Raw genomic sequence first — 15619 nt, forward strand, 5'->3', positions numbered from 1 at the left:
AAAAAAAATTCTTCTATAAACCTCATGTTTGTATAAATTGTATACATTTAATGTATATCGACGTAGCTGAGCGCTAAAAGTTTGTGATACAATCTGAAGTTTTTTGAACTAGCTGAGCTCTGAGGATAGAACATGAATGTAGATAGCGTATACCCCAAGGTGAGGGAAATTATCGCTGACGTACTGGTTATCGACGAAGAAGAAGTCTCTTTAAACAGTCGATTGATTGCCGATTTAGGTGCTGAATCTATCGATTTTCTCGATTTGGTTTTTCAGTTAGAAAAAGAATTCGCTATCAAAATACCACGGGGTCAATTAGAGAAAAATGCTCGTGGCGATTTGGCGGAAGATGAATTTGAGAAAGGTGGCGTATTAACCGCACAAGGGATGCAGGCACTTAAAAATTATTTAAGTGAAGTACCTGCTGAACATTTCAAGGCTAACATGAAGGTCAATGAAATTCCTATGCTGTTTACGGTAGAAACCTTTTGTAAGCTGGTTGTTGTCGCTGTCAGCGAGCAAAACGCTTGTGAAACTGTCGCCTAATGCGCTTTTTATTTGTTGATAGAATCCTGCAATTATCCCCCGGTGAAATGGTGCGGGGGATAAAGCACATTACGCAGGATGATACCTACCTTTGTCCAAGTGCTGAAGGCCCTCTCTGTTTTATGCCTTCTCTGATTGGCGAGACTTTGGGACAGTTAGCAGCCTGGAATACCATGTTTTGCAATGATTTCACGTCAAGACCTGTTGCCGGGGTTGTTGCAAGTGCCTGCTTGCACCGCCCTGCCTATGTCGGTGAAACGTTGTTGTTAGAGTCCTTTATCGAGCGTCTCGATGATGCTGCTGTACAGTACCATAGCGTAGCTCGTGTTGGTGACGAAGTGATTTTCAATATTGATGGTGCTTTAGGTCCTATGCTGCCTATGGCAGATTTTATTGATCAGGATGAGGTGCGTCGTCAATTTAATGAGGTAAATAGACCCGGTGAATGGCCGCCGCAGAGTTTTGTTGAGGGGGTTGTTACCGAAAAACCTGATCCCACTCTTATTACTGGCCTACCTAAATGTGCGGCTCCTATGTCGTTTGACCAGATTCTTACTTCAGAGTCAGGTGTAAGCTTGAGTGCGATAAAATCTATCACTCGGGCTGCCCCTTATTTTCCAGATCATTTCCCCAACAAACCCGTTTTACCCCTGACTATTTTATTGGAGTGTAAATTGAATTTGGCGCAAGAATTTGTGCGACGTGCCTCTTTCTCCAATGCCTATGAGGTCAGTGAGTTCCGTAAAATAAAAATGAATGAATTTGTTTACCCCGGCGATGTTCTAATCTGTTATGTCAAAGTCAAACAGCAAGATGAGCAACAGTTGGTGTTGAGCTATCGCAGTGAAGTAGCAGGTAAACGAGTATGTGTTTTAGATGTAGTGATGAAGGCGAAAGGTACGAAACATGAAAAATAGACGCGTGGCAGTTACTGGTCTGGGAGTTGTATCGCCCTTAGGCAATGATGTGCAATCTACTTGGACTAATCTGCTGGCAGGTCAATCAGGTATCGCTGAGATAAGACAATTTGATGCCAGTGCTTTTCCTACCTATATTGCAGCGGAAGTCAAAGGTTTTACATCTAATCTGGCTACTGGCGGGAAGCACAAGCGTTTTACCATGCCGTTTACCCAATATGCTCTGGATGCTGCGCAGCAAGCTTTTGCAGATGCGGGAATTCGACCTGAAAAACGGACTGCCAAGCGTTGGGGAGTGGTGACCGGAAGTGGAATGATGACCGCCGAATTTTCTTATCTGCAACGGTTTCAACAAACTTGCGCTACAACTGGTGAGATCGATTGGAGTCAATTGCAGGATAATACCCGGGATTTTTATAGGTTGGTTGATTTTGGAAAAACAACCTCAAACTCAGGTTTGTCTTCGCTTATTCAGGAATTTGGGATTGAAGGTTTTGCAACATCTGTGCATACCGCCTGCGCTTCTGGAGGACAGGCTTTAGGGTTAGCGATGCAAGTTATTCGCCGCGGTGAAGCTGATTTTATGTTGGCAGGCGGTTTTGATTCGATGATCAATCCTCTAGGCCTTTCCAGTTTCTGCTTGTTAGGCGCTTTATCTACGTATAATGAGACACCAACCACAGCAAGCAGACCGTTTGATGGTACTCGTAATGGTTTTGTCTTGGGTGAGGGCGCAGCTTTCCTAATATTGGAAGAGTGGAGCAAGGCAAGGGCTCGCGGCGCAAAAATCTATGCTGAATTGGCGGGGGAAGGCAACTCGTTAAGTTCTTATCGGATTACGGATTCCCATCCAAATGGCGATGGCGCTATCCAAGCGATTGAACGGGCTTTGCAAGATGCGGGTGTGCAAGCGAGTGATGTTGATTACATCAATGCCCACGGAACCTCAACTAAAATGAATGATCTAAGTGAAACGAATGCAATTAAAGCAGTTTTTGGGGAACAGGCCTATCAATTACCAGTCAGCTCTACAAAAAGCCAGACAGGTCATTTGATTGCGGCTGCTGGGGCATTGGAAGCTGTCTTGTCTGTCTTATCGATTCAACATGCACAAGTTCCCAAAACAGCCAATTTAACGGTAGCCGATCCTGATTGTAACCTGGATTATGTCGTTGATGGTCCACGCGAAAAATCATTAGGTGTGGTACTATCCAATTCTTTTGGGTTTGGCGGTTCAAATAGCTGTTTGCTATTCAAGCATCCCGAATTTGAAGGAGCTGGTAAATGAGTAACGCCAATCGTGTTTTTATTACGGGACTAAGTGCTTTAACTGCTTGTGGTGAAACGGCTGACAGTACCTGGGATGCACTCCTTGCCGGTCAAAGCGGTATCGGTGAAATCAGTCAATGGGATTTATCGACTTGGGACTACCGTTTGGGGGGGGAACTGAAGAATTTTCAACCCGCCAAGATGCTCCCGGATCGCAAACTAATAAAAGTTATTTCGCGCCAGGATGCTATGGGCATTAATGCGGCGATGCAAGCCATCAATCATAGCCAGCTTCTTCCTTACCGTGAAACGCTGGCTTCTACAGAATCGTTTAATGATCAAACTGCCGTGTATGTTGGCTCGCCCGGGAATAAATATTTTCAGCAATATGATTTTTTGCCTTTGCTCGCCAAAACAGGGAGTGATATGCAGCAGTTTGCTACACAGCTGTTTAATGAAGTGCATCCTATGTGGTTACTGCGCATTTTACCTAATAATGTTTTGGCTTATACCGGTATTAGCTATGGTTTTAAAGGGCCTAACCACAATATCACTAACCACGCAGTGAGTGGCACACAGGCTATTTTAGAGGCTTATCATGCGATTAGGCAGAGACAGGCTGAACGAGCAGTAGTCGTTGGCTACGATATAGGGATAGAACCCCAGGCACTCTTTTATTATGAAAAATTGGGAGTCATGAGTGCAAATCATTTAAAGCCCTTTGATAAAGAACATGATGGGACTGTCTTGGCCGAGGGGGCCGCTGCATTGATTCTTGAAAGTGAAGCAAGTGTACAAGCGCGTTCTGCGACTTGTTATGGAGAAATTGTCGGAGGTTTGTCTGCCAGTGAGGCATCCGGGCTTTTTTCTATTGAAGCAGAAGGCAACCATTTGGCTGACCTGATGTCGAATACCCTTGAAACTTACCAAGTTAATTCCTCCGAAGTAGGTATGTTAGTGGCTCATGGCAATGGCAATAGCAAATCAGATGACAGTGAGGCCATAGCGATTCAGCATGTTTTTGGTGATAACCCTATACCGGTTACTGCCTTTAAATGGGCCATGGGGCATACGCTTTGTGCTTCCGGTGTTTTGGATACGGTATTGACAACCTATGCTTTGCGTAACGATTGTGTTCCTGGTATCGCCAATTTCAATCAGGCTGCCTCTGTTTGCGAGCCATTGAATATAAGCGCTGATCATCGTTCATTACAAGGTAATAAACAGGCTGTCATGATCAATCGTGGGTTTGCCAGTATGAATGCCTGTTTGGTGATCAAAGCTTGTGACTGAATTAGCTGATAAGATTAATAGCTTGCCCTTATCATGGAGCGGGCGCTTCTTATACCGTTATCTACCTTATCGCCGTAAGGTAATTATGGCTAATATTGCACAAGTGTTTGGTCAGCACTTGACTATCGCGCAACAAACCCATCTTGCTAAAGCATTTTATTCGCATCTGGCTACCTCCATCAAAGAAGCAATTCAGTTGCGTTTTATGAGCGAACAGAAACTTAGCGAACGTGTGGAAGTACGCGGGTACGAGCGTTTGTTGGCGATTGCTGCCGAAAATAAAGGGGTGTTGGTATTAACGGGTCATTTTGGGAATTGGGAATTTGCACCGCTTGGCGGGATTCTCAATTTTAAGCAATTTCAAGGGCAATTTCATTTTATCCGCCGCACCTTGGGAAATAAAACCTTGGAGCGCATCTTGTTTGGCCGTTATTACCGGGCAGGGTTAAATGTGATTCCCAAGAAAAATTCACTGCAACAAGTTTGTGATGCATTGGATCAAAATCACGCTGTGGTTTTTGTTTTAGATCAACATGCGTCGATAGTGAATCGTGATGGTATTGCAGCCGAATTTTTTGGCAAGAAAGCTGGAACTTATCGCAGTCTGGCAAGCTTTGCGCGCCACACCGGGGTACCGGTAGTTCCTGCGGCAGGTTACCGGTTACCTGATGGACGTCATGTGCTTGAGTTTCATGAGCCGATCAAATGGCAAGACTATGGTAGTACGCAAGAATCGATTTATCGTAATACGCTTGCTTATAATCAGGCTTTGGAACGCATTATTTTAGCCCACCCAGAACAATGGTTGTGGTTACATAAGCGCTGGAAATTAAAAGAAAAATAACCTTTGCTTAGCGGTATAAATGGCCTTAGGCCGTAAGCCACGTTACTGCGGAATAAAAAACTCAAAATCGTAATTATAAATTCGTACAAAAGTGCCATCATTTAGAATTTGCTCCAGGACTTCATTTATTTGCTCTATTTGTTCTCTGTTGTCCATCGTTGTTGCAATAGCAATACCATCACCTAATGAAAATTTCTCTGGCAGTAGGCGTATATTGGTTGGATGTTGATGTATAAAAAACATAGCTGTGTAGGTGTTCATGAAAATGGCATCAATTGCATTCGAAGTAAGAGCCTGGATTAAATCCCTTGGCTGCTCAAAGGGAACTACCGTGAACTGGCCAACAAAATTTTGATTGAGATAATTGAAGTATTCCTTTCCTTTTAGGCAACCTACCTTTTTTCCTACTAAATCTGTTGCATGTCTAAATGGGGCTTGCTGCATGGTGACAAACCCGGCAGAGCTAGGCATGTAAGGAATGCTAAATAAATACTGTGATTGACTAGAGGGTGTAATAATGATTGCCCCCAGTAAAAAATCGACTTTGTTTGCTTGCAGCGCGGAAAATAACTCGTAATACGGCATGCCTATATATTGGCATTGCCAATGCAGACGTGCACAGATTATATTCATCAACTGAATATCGAACCCCCCAATTGGATAGGCAGGATTATTAACTACAAAAGGTGGGTCATAGATTGGCGTGCCAATTTTAACAGAGGCATCTACATTAAAAGATAAACAAAAAAATAACGCTACAACGACGCGAAGACAAGTCTTTGCCATAGACGTATCCCATAGTTATTTTTTTAAGTATAGAACGACTTTGGATCATCGATAAAACAGGTCTAATTCTCTCTAGACAGGACAAAACTTGAGAATCGAGTCTTTGCGATCATTTAGAGAAACAATCGAGCTTGATTCTGAACAAAAAGTGGTTTTTGTTCGTAACGACAATAAAAATTTTTGCCCCATACCAAGTCTGAATCTAAATAATGTTTGGAACATAATTACCGGGGTTGGTTTATATGTTACCATTGGCTCCTTTTCTTGGCCATGTGGCATTAATAAAAGGTGAGATTAGGCATGTTTTATCGGAAAATGTTGAAATCAAAAATTCATCGCGCTTGCATTACCCAAGCTGATTTGGACTATGAGGGGAGTATCACCCTGTCCCCAGAACTGCTTGCTGCGGCTAATATTTTACCCAATGAGGCAGTCCATGTGTGGAATGTGACCGCAGGAACACGATTTGAAACCTATGCGATAACTGGTGAAAAAGGGTCTACAGACGTCTGTGTCAATGGTGCCGCCGCTCATTTAGTCACGCCTGGCGACATTGTAATTATTGCAACCTTTATCCAGCTTCCTGAAGAGCATTGTCAGAACCATAATCCTAAGGTTGTCTTCGTTGACAGCAATAATCGTATAAAAGACATTCGCCCAGAGCTTGCAGAGAACAATAAGCAGGCGGCCAGTGTTAATAACGCTGCTTGTGAGGTATAGGAGAATGCCCGTATTGCATGCTGCTAATACGGGGGCGCCAGGTTAAGCGTAAGAGATTAGCTTTCTTGCCCGTTCTAATTCCGCATTCACATCATGAATACAGGATTGAAAGCTGGGACGTTGAAAATTCTGCCGCAGATAAGTGCTTAGATGGGGGCATTTGGCATGCTCCACGGGATAGCCTGACTGATACATGCTGAGAAAAATACTCGTGATGGCGATATCTGCTATCGTAAACTGCTCGTCCACCAGGTACCGTGTGCCACGCAACTGTTCCTCCAAATAGGCCGCAACCGGTGGAAAGTTTTCCGCAAGTGCCTCGTTAATTCCATGCTCAGCGGGTCTGCGGTTACGGTAGAGGGGAGCAGCAAGTACGGTTTGATAAATAGCAAGGAGCAATGGCCTGAAATAAGGCTGTATCGGCGTATTCTTCAAACCAGAGTGCTTTACCTAAAGCTTCCAGCAGTGGTGGGATAAAAAGAGGGGGAAGGGTATTGCTTTTCGAGATAGGCACAAATGGCCGATGAATCTGCTAATACGTAATCACCCTCCCTGAATGCGGGAGTTTTTCTTAGCGGGCTAATCGCTTCAAATTCTGCCGAAACGGCCAACATCGGATTAACTGGTTGGGTAATAAAGGAGGGACTCTTTTCTTACATCAGGATTTGCGGTTTGCGCACAAACACGGAGGCTGGTTCGCCATATAAGATTCTCGTCATGAGCTTTTATCCTGCAATGTTTAGCTAAGGATAAAGAGCAGCTAAAACAAAAGCAAGATAAAAGCAGCAAGCATTTAGAGCGGAAAAGGGGTATCTGTCACAGTAGGCTTTATAACTGGCGCGCTCACTGTGCCTGTTCCTCTCGAAAAGAAACCAGATAAGAGGCTGAAGTAACCAGCAGTTCTAGTGTCAACCACATCATTTACTGGTGATGATGATACCTGAGCCTGATCAAGCACCGGAGTTAATAGTTTCTGACGAATAGTCTCTGCTGCTTGACGCAGTTCTTGCGAAGAGCCTTTGCCTTGATAGACATTATAACGGTAACGCGTAGTTGCAGTATCAACAAGCGGATCGCGATTAAAAGGATTTGTTGCATCTCCTGAAACCCAACTCCAAAGCGTTTCTTTGTCACTTATTTTCGTATAAGCAGGGATTGCCTTCCAAACACCTGATTGAAGTTCTTGCTTAACTAACAGGATCGGGTTCTCTATAGCTGTGGCGACAATTAACTCATCATCCAGCTTACCTGTTTCAAGTTCATCCAGACGACTGTTAAGATTTGTATATTGTGTCAGAACGGTCGAGAGTTCGCTAATTTTTGCGGCGCTTTCCAGTTCAGCTGGTGTTAAGGGCTCGAACTTCGTACTTGTGGGGGCAATTTCTAAATCATTATACTCTTGTCGGGTAAGTTTAGCCTTCACATTGGGTTGTGGGTGGTAAAATGATCGCTGTAATGCTACCTGAAGGGAGTTGAATGATGAGTTAGGCAGCTCAAAAAAGTCCTGGTTAATTGCCCGGACACTCTCATTTTCTGCGCGCAAATAACTAAAAAAGCTAAAGGGAATCTTCCACCATTGTTTAGCAACCTGCACCAAGCCTTTGTTATAACCCTCGGTTAAACCATGAGGAACAGTATAGGCTAAGTCTTCAATTGCTTTGAGTACTAATCTTACGCTGCCGAGTACTAGTAGGGGGGGAAGGATTAGGCGACTAAGACCAAGCGCCATTACTGTAGTAAAAAGAGTCAGAGAAAAGCTATGAGTTACTTTATAAGCCCAGAATGCCGCGACTATTGGGACAGCAACTCGAACACATAAGGTAAATGCCAGGAAAGCAAGCGTCATAAGCAGGTTCAGAACGAGAGATGTAAGCGAGAATAAAGTAACCCCTGCAATAGCCCCGAAAACTTTATCGAGAAAATTGATCACGGCTTTTCCATTATGTTCTACTGAATCAAGTACGGGTTGAGCGTATCTCTTTATTGATCCTAGCATGGTTAATGTCCCCAAGTCATGTACTTCAAGCACAGCATTGTATAAAAAATTAGCTAAGAGTGCAAGTATTATTAATTCCCATTCCTTCTAGCGAACCCTATTTTACGTGAAGAAAATTAACGCAATATTAAATAATATATTTTTTTATGCAAAGTGTCCTCCACACAGGACGAAAAAGGGCTGCTCTTACTATACTTTAAATGGAATCGCTGATAGAGGGAGATAACCATGGACTTAACCCTTTTTTTAGCCCGAGTGATTGGCTGGTATTTTGTGATTATCAGTCTGTATATGTTGTGCTGCCAACAGGCACTAAAGGCAATTATCACCGATATTTTAGGACAGCGGGCGTTAATGTTCTTTATTGCACTATTAACGGTGATTTTGGGCTTGCTTTTGGTAATAAGTCATAATGTTTGGGTAATGGGTTGGCCCGTGATTATTACTCTAATAGCCTGGTTGGTTTTGATCGGGGGAGTTTACCGCCTGATTAATCCGGATTTATTAACAAAAGTAGCGCAATGGTGGTTACGTAACCCTGCTTACCTCATTATTGCAGCCATTCTTTATCTGATTATTGGTCTTTACCTTCTTTATAGGGCTTACTTCATTTAAGAAGAGCAAGCAAAAATGAGATGATTGCTATTTTTGCCAAAAATGAGGCGAAAAAAGGATAAGAAGAGAAAATATCTCCAAACGGCCTGCGATCATGGAAAAGATAAGCAGCCACTTGCTGGGGGCGCTAAGATCAGCAAAATTGTCATGGATACTACCTATTCCTGCACCCGCGTTAGATAGCGTTGCGGTAATGGCTGCGAATGAGGTGATCAAATCATTCCCTAAGGCCATAAATAAAAGTATAAAAGCCGCAAAGAGAGCAATAAACACTGATATAAAGCCCCACATGGATTGTAAAACAGGTTCTGGTAGAGTATGTCTACCAAATTTAATGGGGATGATGGCGTGGGGGTGTAGTAAACGCACCATTTCACGTTTACTTTGTTTATAGATCAACAGGGCACGTATGACTTTTACACCGCCGCTAGTTGAGGTTGCACAGCCGCCAACAATTGATAGCAGCATCAGTAAAAGGGGTACATAAGTCGGCCAGCTATTAAATGGAGCGGAAATAAAACCGGTTGTTGTGGCCATTGAAATCACATTAAATAAACTTTTTACCAGAGCGTGCGGATCAGCGGCAAAAAAACCGTACATGACGAGACTGAGCGTTACCAGGCAGCTGGCTGTGAATAAAAAAGCGACATAGAGACGAAATTCTTCATCTTGCCAATAATGGATGAAGCTGCGCTTTTTAAAAGCAATAAAATGCAGGGCAAAATTGGTGCCGCCCAATAACATGAAAAAACAGGCAATTAACTCGATGGCATCGTTTTGATAATAAGCAAAACTATTATCGTGCATCGAAAATCCGCCAGTAGAGACTGTCGTAAAGCTTTCGCCCAAGGCATCAAACCAATCCATCCCTGCAGCCCAATAGCTCAACATGCAAAGGAACGTTAATAGAACATAAATGAACCATAATGCTTTGGCGGTCTGGGCAATGCGAGGGGTTAATTTACTATCTTTCATTGGTCCTGGTGTCTCTGCCCTGAACAATTGCATGCCGCCCACGCCTAGCATAGGCAGGATGGCTACTGCCAAGACTACAATACCCATACCCCCTAAAAACTGTAATTGTTGGCGATAAAACAAAATGGCATGGGGTAGGCCGTCTAAATGTCTGATAATACTTGCCCCAGTCGTTGTAAATCCTGATACCGATTCAAACAGGGCGTCAGTTAAACCATGATTTTCATGGCGAAGAGCGAATATAAATGGTAGGGAAGCGAAAAAACAAAGGACAAACCAAAATAAGACGACAAGCAGAAAACCATCGCGGATTTTGAGTTCGTGGTGCTGGGTTCTAAAGCACAGCCAAAGTGTACTACCAGTAACAAACGTACAGGTGAAAGCCGCGACGAAAGGCAGCCAAAAATGTTCATTAAATATCGGATTAATGATGAGTGGTGTTAGCATACTGACGCTAAACATCATTAACAGCAAACCTAAAAGGCGCAGGATGGTTTTAATTTGCATTACTTATTTTAATCTTACCTTGGCCAAATAGAGTGGTTTTGGGCTGATAATCATAACACCAGGTTGAGGGCAGTGGTCAATAGAGGAATCAGAGACTTCTTTCAAACCTCTACTGCATTGGAGCATCGCTTCGTCGATCCGGTGCTCGAATCCTCATGTACTGACGTGTACACTGCGGTTCTGCGCGCCGTTTCTCCTTGCGCTGCTCTCACTGCAGCGAGTTTCGAAAGAAGTCTGGTGTTTCAACTGGTAAAGGCCAGGTTTACCTGAAATAGCGATTCTACCTGACGGACGTAGCGTTTTTTTAGCAACAGCAAGATGACATGATCATCCGATTCAACCACCAGTTGCGGATTTGCCATAAGTAATTTTTCACCTCTTACAACAGCGACAATAGAACAACTGGGAGGTAATTCAATTTCTGATAATTGACGTCCGACAACCTGGGAAGTTAACTCATCGCCGTGAGTAATCAATTCAATCGTTTCAGCTTCGTCATTTTGTAAACGATACACTTTGATCATGTTCCCACGACGTAATTTGGTGAGAATACTGCCGATAGTAATTAATTGCGGAGAAATGGCATGATCAATGGGACTGTCTTCAATAAGTTCCACATAGGCATTGCGATTAACCAAAGCAATGGCATGGCGTGCCCCCAGACGTTTTGCCTGCAAACAGGACATGATATTAGCTTCATCATCGTTGGTGACAGCGCAGAATACATCGGTAAATTCAATATTTTCACTAACGAGCAGATCGCGATCGGCAATATCACCTTGCAAAACAGTACCCTTATGCAATTGAGAGGCTAATTTACTGGCATGGGTCAAATTGCGATCAATCACCTTGATACGGTATTTTTTTTCCAATGCCTGGGCCAGTTTGGTCCCGATGTGTCCACCACCAGCAATCATAATGCGGCGATTGGGATGGGTATAACGTCCCAGGGCGATGAGAAGCTGTTGAATTGCCGGGGGCGAGGCCACGAAAAGGACATCATCATCAGCCATAATTTCGCAATCACCCTGTGGGGCAATAGCAATTTTATCGCGAAAAATCGCAACCACTCGTGTTTCAATGGGCTTTAAATGTTGATAAAGCTGCTCAACAGTTTTACCTACCATCACCCCGTCGGACTGGGGTTTAATAGTAACCAGTAAAACCTTTCCTTCAGCAAATTCGAGAACCTGGGTAACGCCCGGGTAGTCAATTAAATTTTCAATATGCTCGGTTACCAGTTTTTCTGGGCTAATACATACATCGACAGGTACATGTTCATTGCAAAATAGTTGTGGGTAATCGTAATAATAGCGCGAGCGGATGCGGGCAATTTTTGTGGGGGTGCGAAACAAGCTATAGGCAATTTGGCAGCCCATCATATTAATTTCATCACTATCGGTTACTGCAATTATCATGTCCGCCTGTTCTATACCCGCAGTAATGAGAATATTCGGGTGGGCAGCTGAACCCAGTACTGTTTTGATATCAAGCTTATGCTGTAATTCGCGCAAGCGATCCTCATTAAGATCGACCAGCGTGATATCATTATCTTCGCGAGCCAGATTACGTGCCAGTGTCCCTCCGACCTGCCCAGCCCCTAAAATAACTATACGCATGACATTAATACTCCTTCATAGACGAAGGTTGCAGGGCCTCTTAGATAGATAGGGCCGTTGATATCCGGCCAATCAACAATCAATTCCCCGCCAGGCAGCGTAATATGAATTTGAGGTGCAAGCTGGTGATAAAGTCTGCCGATTGCTGCAGCAGCGACCGCACCACTACCACAGGCTTGGGTTTCACCACAGCCACGTTCATAAACGCGTAAACGAATCTGATTGGTGCCAATCAGTTGCATGAAGCCAGCATTGCATTGCTCGGGAAACAAGGAATGCTCACTAATTTCTTTTCCAAGACGGTCTATTGCTATTTCAGCAAGATTGTTTACGACACTGACTGCGTGAGGGTTGCCTACACTTAAGGCATGTACTTGCCAGAGTGTACCGTCGTTGAGTGGTAACGAATATAAAGGGGCTTGCTGTTTTACTTGCAGAGGAATCGCGTCAGGCACAAGATTAGGTTGTCCCATATTAACGGTAACCGTTTGATCGTCATGCAGTTCCAGGTGCATTTTGGTCGTACAGGTTGCAACAGTTATTCTTTTTTTAGTGGTTAAACCATAATGAAAAACAAAACGAGCCAGACAACGGGCGCCATTACCACATTGCCCTACCTCCTGCCCATCCGCATTAAAAATGCGATAAAAAAAATCAATGCCTTTTTCTTTGCTGGTTTCAACGAGTAAACATTGGTCAAAACCGACTCCTGTATCACGTTTGGCAAGGAGGGCAATTTGTTTCGGAGATAAATCGATTTGCTGGCGAATGGCATCGATCACCATGAAGTCATTACCTAAACCGTGCATCTTGGTAAATTGAATAGTCATTTGGCGGCTCATTAATTAATTGGGGCAACTAGGATTTCTTTGCTGTTTGCGTATCAGTAGGCAGATAGAGAGGGCCTTTTTGCCCGCAAGCTGATAATACCAGAGATGTCCAAATAATAAGTATAATGGTAAGGAAGCGCATCATGCATAATCTGCAATAATAAATGACAGAGTATAGTGAATTCATGATGAAAGTGCTATCAGGGGCGGTTGACATTTCTACTATGCCGGCTGAAAAGCGTTGATTTCCTGTGCTTCGCTGCTACGTTACTCTCCTGTGAACGGTGCTGCGATAAACGAAAATCAACGCTTGTTGGCTCAAGCCAGCGAAATGTCGACAGACCCTGGTGTTTCGAAAGAGGTCTATTGCTATAGGGAAGCGCTTTGGTGATAATTTGAGTTTTTTGTTGGAGCTATGTTGAACGTTTATGTAAAAGAGCCAACACAGCAGGCGAAAGCTTGTATGATTTGGATGCACGGTTTAGGCGCTGATTCCTCGGATATGATGGGGTTAGTTGAACAATTGCCCCTTGGTGATGTAGCACTTCGCCATGTTTTTATTGATGCGCCAGTCCGGCCGGTTACTATCAATAATGGTATGTCGATGCGTGCTTGGTACAATATTCTTGGTATGCAACTGACCGATCGTGAAGATCAAGAAGGTATTTTGGCTTCGCAAAACTACATTCGCCAGATTGTTGATGCCCAGATTGACCAAGGCTTTTCGACCAATCAAATTATGTTGGCTGGCTTTTCTCAAGGTGGGGCAATGGCTTTATATACGGCCTTAAATCTGACAACACCGCTTGCTGGGGTTGTGGCTCTATCTGCTTATTTGCTATTGGCAACTCAGTGCAAACCCGTTCTTGCTAAAAATACACCACTGTTTCTTGCTGGCGGACAATATGATTCTGTTGTTTCACCTGTCTGGACTAAGCAAACAGCGGCCTGGTTAACCGCAACAGGGTATAAAAACTTAACCTTTAATGAATATCCAATTGATCATGCTATCTGTGCCGAGGAAATCGCTGATTTGGCTCGTTGGATCAGAACCCAAGTAAAAGGAGACTTTTGATGACTGTTGTAAAAAAATCCCGTGTGGTTCCTTTTACATGTGAGCAAATGTATGGCCTGGTTAATAATGTCGAGCAGTATGCCGAGTTTTTACCTTATTGCGCACAAAGCCTGGTACATCATCGCGATGAGGATGAAGTACAGGCAACCTTAGTTATTTCAGCGGCTGGAATGAGTAAATCATTTACTACTCGTAACCGTCTGCAGGCAAACAAGATGATTGAAATTCGTTTGGTCGATGGGCCCTTTAGCCATTTGGAAGGTTTTTGGCGTTTTGATGAAGTTCCGGAAGGTTGTAAAGTGTCATTTGATTTGGAATTTGAATTTGCCGGCCGTATGTTTTCAATGCTTTTAGGTCCAGTCTTTGAACAAGTTACCGACAAAATGGTAGATGCCTTTTGCGATCGCGCTGAGATGCTTTATGGTAAACGTTGAAATTGTTTATATAGCCGCTGATCAGGCAACCATACAATTAAAACTCGCTTTACAAGCGGGAGCAACGGTTGCGGATGCACTTAAGGAGTCAGGTATTTTTGAGACTCATCCAGAGGTGCAAACGTTGCCGATAGGGATTTTTACCAAACGTGTTGCGATGGATACGGTATTAAAACCAGGCGATCGCCTTGAAATTTACAGGCATTTAACTTTGGACCCAAAAGAGAAAAGAAGACAACGCGCCAAGGCAAAAGATTAACTCGATATCTAATACGCTTACGTGAGCGGAATCCAGTGCTGCCTTGGCCTTGGCCTTGGCAGCACTGGATACAATATTTATGGATGATGCTCAATACGCGATAACACGCCATGAGAAAAATATAAGCTTAAGTTGCGTACGCGCAGGGCATTGCCGCCTTTACGCCAGGTATAGGCGTAGTCCCAGCGCTCATTGTTAAAAGTGGGGCTTAGTAAACTTGTGCCCATGAGAATTGCAACGTCATGTTTACTCATACCTAGTCTTAAACGTTCAACTTTGCTTTGGGGTAATAAATTACCTTGTTGCACAATCCGTCTCGAAAAATCATAGTCCGCGCAGTGGGTAAGTGTTAAGGTTAACGCGATACTAATGAGAATGGTTCTAATTCGCATTTTTTTGCCTGTCGTGAAAAATTTCGCCATAATAGCATGCCATCCATAGAAAGACACCTGATCAAAGGTGTTGAATATCACGCAGAGGAGTGCTTGTGGAAGAGAGCCAGCAATTAAAAGACGCCGGATTAAAGATCACGATGCCCCGCTTGAAAGTATTACAGATTTTAGAGCAATCACGAGATCATCATTTAAGTGCAGAGAGTGTATACAAAGCGTTACTGGATATGGGGGAGGATGTTGGTTTGGCAACAGTTTATCGTGTGCTCACGCAGTTTGAAGCGGCTGGTTTGGTTGCCCGCCATAATTTTGAAGGTGGTCATTCGGTATTTGAACTCAGCCAAGGGGAGCATCATGACCATTTGGTTTGTGTAAAATGCGGCAGGGTAGAAGAATTTATTGATGAAACTATCGAACAACGGCAACGTATGATTGCAGAGAAAGCCAATTTTAAAATGACAGACCATGCTTTGAATATTTATGGGTTATGTCCAAATTGCCAGACGCTTTAGCGAGTTAATGAAAAATCATTAAGACAAATG

Annotated in this window: 20 protein-coding genes; 11 read left to right on the forward strand and 9 right to left on the reverse strand. The window is 43.5% G+C overall.

The window, feature by feature from the left end; translation table 11 throughout:
* Positions 1-132: 132 nt before the first annotated feature.
* Genes Lfee_RS12330 through Lfee_RS12350 form a run of 5 tightly spaced genes read left to right on the forward strand, consistent with a single transcriptional unit; the run spans position 133 to position 4869 of the window.
* Positions 133-546 (forward strand): acyl carrier protein, encoded by a 414-nt coding sequence (locus Lfee_RS12330; RefSeq protein ID WP_058447280.1) that lies wholly within the window; start codon positions 133-135, stop codon positions 544-546.
* A complete protein-coding gene (locus Lfee_RS12335; protein WP_058447282.1) occupies positions 546-1463 on the forward strand; it encodes a hotdog family protein in 918 nt (305 codons plus the stop codon). Before Lfee_RS12330 ends, Lfee_RS12335 begins: the two co-directional genes overlap by 1 nt.
* Entirely contained in the window at positions 1453-2751 is a 1299-nt protein-coding gene (locus Lfee_RS12340; protein ID WP_058447283.1) for a beta-ketoacyl-[acyl-carrier-protein] synthase family protein, read from the forward strand. The genes Lfee_RS12335 and Lfee_RS12340 overlap by 11 nt, the downstream gene beginning before the upstream one ends.
* Positions 2748-4025, forward strand: coding sequence for a beta-ketoacyl-[acyl-carrier-protein] synthase family protein (locus Lfee_RS12345; protein WP_058447285.1), 1278 nt, complete (start codon positions 2748-2750; stop codon positions 4023-4025). The genes Lfee_RS12340 and Lfee_RS12345 overlap by 4 nt, the downstream gene beginning before the upstream one ends.
* Positions 4018-4869, forward strand: coding sequence for a lysophospholipid acyltransferase family protein (locus tag Lfee_RS12350; RefSeq protein ID WP_058447287.1), 852 nt, complete (start codon positions 4018-4020; stop codon positions 4867-4869). Before Lfee_RS12345 ends, Lfee_RS12350 begins: the two co-directional genes overlap by 8 nt.
* 42 nt (positions 4870-4911) lie before the next feature.
* Here Lfee_RS12350 and Lfee_RS12355 read toward each other — a convergent pair whose 3' ends face one another.
* A complete protein-coding gene (locus Lfee_RS12355) occupies positions 4912-5655 on the reverse strand; it encodes a transporter substrate-binding domain-containing protein (protein ID WP_058447289.1) in 744 nt (247 codons plus the stop codon).
* A 300-nt stretch (positions 5656-5955) separates the two neighbouring features.
* Here Lfee_RS12355 and panD point away from each other — a divergent pair, with 300 nt between their 5' ends.
* Positions 5956-6375 (forward strand): aspartate 1-decarboxylase, encoded by a 420-nt coding sequence (gene panD, locus Lfee_RS12360; protein ID WP_058447292.1) that lies wholly within the window; start codon positions 5956-5958, stop codon positions 6373-6375.
* 42 nt (positions 6376-6417) lie between these two features.
* Here panD and Lfee_RS12365 read toward each other — a convergent pair whose 3' ends face one another.
* From Lfee_RS12365 to Lfee_RS12370, 3 genes are all read right to left on the reverse strand, one after another.
* Positions 6418-6810, reverse strand: coding sequence for a glutathione binding-like protein (locus Lfee_RS12365; protein WP_058447294.1), 393 nt, complete (start codon positions 6808-6810; stop codon positions 6418-6420).
* An 11-nt stretch (positions 6811-6821) separates the two neighbouring features.
* Positions 6822-7010, reverse strand: a complete 189-nt coding sequence (locus Lfee_RS17915; RefSeq protein ID WP_414092965.1) for a glutathione S-transferase family protein — start codon at positions 7008-7010, stop codon at positions 6822-6824.
* Between the two features lie 158 nt (positions 7011-7168).
* Positions 7169-8371: a hypothetical protein gene (locus tag Lfee_RS12370; protein WP_131753169.1), complete on the reverse strand. Its 1203-nt coding sequence runs from the start codon at positions 8369-8371 to the stop codon at positions 7169-7171.
* Between the two features lie 228 nt (positions 8372-8599).
* Here Lfee_RS12370 and Lfee_RS12375 point away from each other — a divergent pair, with 228 nt between their 5' ends.
* Positions 8600-8986 (forward strand): hypothetical protein, encoded by a 387-nt coding sequence (locus Lfee_RS12375; protein WP_058447296.1) that lies wholly within the window; start codon positions 8600-8602, stop codon positions 8984-8986.
* Between the two features lie 27 nt (positions 8987-9013).
* Here Lfee_RS12375 and Lfee_RS12380 read toward each other — a convergent pair whose 3' ends face one another.
* The 4 genes from Lfee_RS12380 to lptM form a co-directional block, all read right to left on the reverse strand.
* A complete protein-coding gene (locus Lfee_RS12380; protein WP_058447297.1) occupies positions 9014-10468 on the reverse strand; it encodes a TrkH family potassium uptake protein in 1455 nt (484 codons plus the stop codon).
* 242 nt (positions 10469-10710) lie between these two features.
* Complete coding sequence (trkA, locus tag Lfee_RS12385; RefSeq protein WP_058447298.1) at positions 10711-12087, reverse strand: Trk system potassium transporter TrkA; 1377 nt, start codon at positions 12085-12087, stop codon at positions 10711-10713.
* On the reverse strand, positions 12078-12917 hold the full coding sequence (gene dapF / locus Lfee_RS12390; protein ID WP_058447301.1) for a diaminopimelate epimerase: 840 nt from the start codon (positions 12915-12917) through the stop codon (positions 12078-12080). The genes trkA and dapF overlap by 10 nt, the downstream gene beginning before the upstream one ends.
* A 28-nt stretch (positions 12918-12945) precedes the next feature.
* Positions 12946-13062 (reverse strand): LPS translocon maturation chaperone LptM, encoded by a 117-nt coding sequence (gene lptM / locus Lfee_RS16795; RefSeq protein ID WP_082646650.1) that lies wholly within the window; start codon positions 13060-13062, stop codon positions 12946-12948.
* 270 nt (positions 13063-13332) lie between these two features.
* Between lptM and Lfee_RS12395 the strand changes: the two genes are divergently transcribed.
* The 3 genes from Lfee_RS12395 to Lfee_RS12405 are packed head-to-tail and all read left to right on the forward strand — an operon-like array spanning position 13333 to position 14685.
* Entirely contained in the window at positions 13333-13992 is a 660-nt protein-coding gene (locus tag Lfee_RS12395; RefSeq protein ID WP_082646651.1) for an alpha/beta hydrolase, read from the forward strand.
* Positions 13992-14426: a type II toxin-antitoxin system RatA family toxin gene (locus Lfee_RS12400; protein WP_058447302.1), complete on the forward strand. Its 435-nt coding sequence runs from the start codon at positions 13992-13994 to the stop codon at positions 14424-14426. The genes Lfee_RS12395 and Lfee_RS12400 overlap by 1 nt, the downstream gene beginning before the upstream one ends.
* A complete protein-coding gene (locus tag Lfee_RS12405) occupies positions 14413-14685 on the forward strand; it encodes an RnfH family protein (protein ID WP_058447304.1) in 273 nt (90 codons plus the stop codon). Before Lfee_RS12400 ends, Lfee_RS12405 begins: the two co-directional genes overlap by 14 nt.
* 77 nt (positions 14686-14762) lie before the next feature.
* On the opposite strand, the gene Lfee_RS12410 is transcribed toward Lfee_RS12405, so the two are convergent.
* Complete coding sequence (locus Lfee_RS12410) at positions 14763-15107, reverse strand: outer membrane protein assembly factor BamE (protein ID WP_058447306.1); 345 nt, start codon at positions 15105-15107, stop codon at positions 14763-14765.
* Positions 15108-15172: 65 nt separating this feature from the next.
* Between Lfee_RS12410 and fur the strand changes: the two genes are divergently transcribed.
* Positions 15173-15589, forward strand: a complete 417-nt coding sequence (fur, locus tag Lfee_RS12415; protein ID WP_058447308.1) for a ferric iron uptake transcriptional regulator — start codon at positions 15173-15175, stop codon at positions 15587-15589.
* Positions 15590-15619 lie beyond the last annotated feature (30 nt).

This window comes from Legionella feeleii, from assembly GCF_001467625.1.
GTDB classification, from domain to species: Bacteria; Pseudomonadota; Gammaproteobacteria; order Legionellales; family Legionellaceae; genus Tatlockia; species Tatlockia feeleii.

Coding starts and splice junctions, on each gene's coding strand:
- Lfee_RS12375 (WP_058447296.1), top strand. CDS start 8,600: ATGGACTTAACCCTTTTTTTAGCCCGAGTGATTGGCTGGTATTTTGTG.
- Lfee_RS12395 (WP_082646651.1), top strand. CDS start 13,333: ATGTTGAACGTTTATGTAAAAGAGCCAACACAGCAGGCGAAAGCTTGT.
- lptM (WP_082646650.1), bottom strand. CDS start 13,062: ATGATGCGCTTCCTTACCATTATACTTATTATTTGGACATCTCTGGTA.
- Lfee_RS12400 (WP_058447302.1), top strand. CDS start 13,992: ATGACTGTTGTAAAAAAATCCCGTGTGGTTCCTTTTACATGTGAGCAA.
- Lfee_RS12335 (WP_058447282.1), top strand. CDS start 546: ATGCGCTTTTTATTTGTTGATAGAATCCTGCAATTATCCCCCGGTGAA.
- Lfee_RS12410 (WP_058447306.1), bottom strand. CDS start 15,107: ATGGCGAAATTTTTCACGACAGGCAAAAAAATGCGAATTAGAACCATT.
- Lfee_RS12345 (WP_058447285.1), top strand. CDS start 2,748: ATGAGTAACGCCAATCGTGTTTTTATTACGGGACTAAGTGCTTTAACT.
- panD (WP_058447292.1), top strand. CDS start 5,956: ATGTTTTATCGGAAAATGTTGAAATCAAAAATTCATCGCGCTTGCATT.
- Lfee_RS12355 (WP_058447289.1), bottom strand. CDS start 5,655: ATGGCAAAGACTTGTCTTCGCGTCGTTGTAGCGTTATTTTTTTGTTTA.
- Lfee_RS12340 (WP_058447283.1), top strand. CDS start 1,453: ATGAAAAATAGACGCGTGGCAGTTACTGGTCTGGGAGTTGTATCGCCC.
- Lfee_RS12330 (WP_058447280.1), top strand. CDS start 133: ATGAATGTAGATAGCGTATACCCCAAGGTGAGGGAAATTATCGCTGAC.
- Lfee_RS12405 (WP_058447304.1), top strand. CDS start 14,413: ATGGTAAACGTTGAAATTGTTTATATAGCCGCTGATCAGGCAACCATA.
- trkA (WP_058447298.1), bottom strand. CDS start 12,087: ATGCGTATAGTTATTTTAGGGGCTGGGCAGGTCGGAGGGACACTGGCA.
- Lfee_RS12370 (WP_131753169.1), bottom strand. CDS start 8,371: ATGCTAGGATCAATAAAGAGATACGCTCAACCCGTACTTGATTCAGTA.
- dapF (WP_058447301.1), bottom strand. CDS start 12,917: ATGACTATTCAATTTACCAAGATGCACGGTTTAGGTAATGACTTCATG.
- Lfee_RS12380 (WP_058447297.1), bottom strand. CDS start 10,468: ATGCAAATTAAAACCATCCTGCGCCTTTTAGGTTTGCTGTTAATGATG.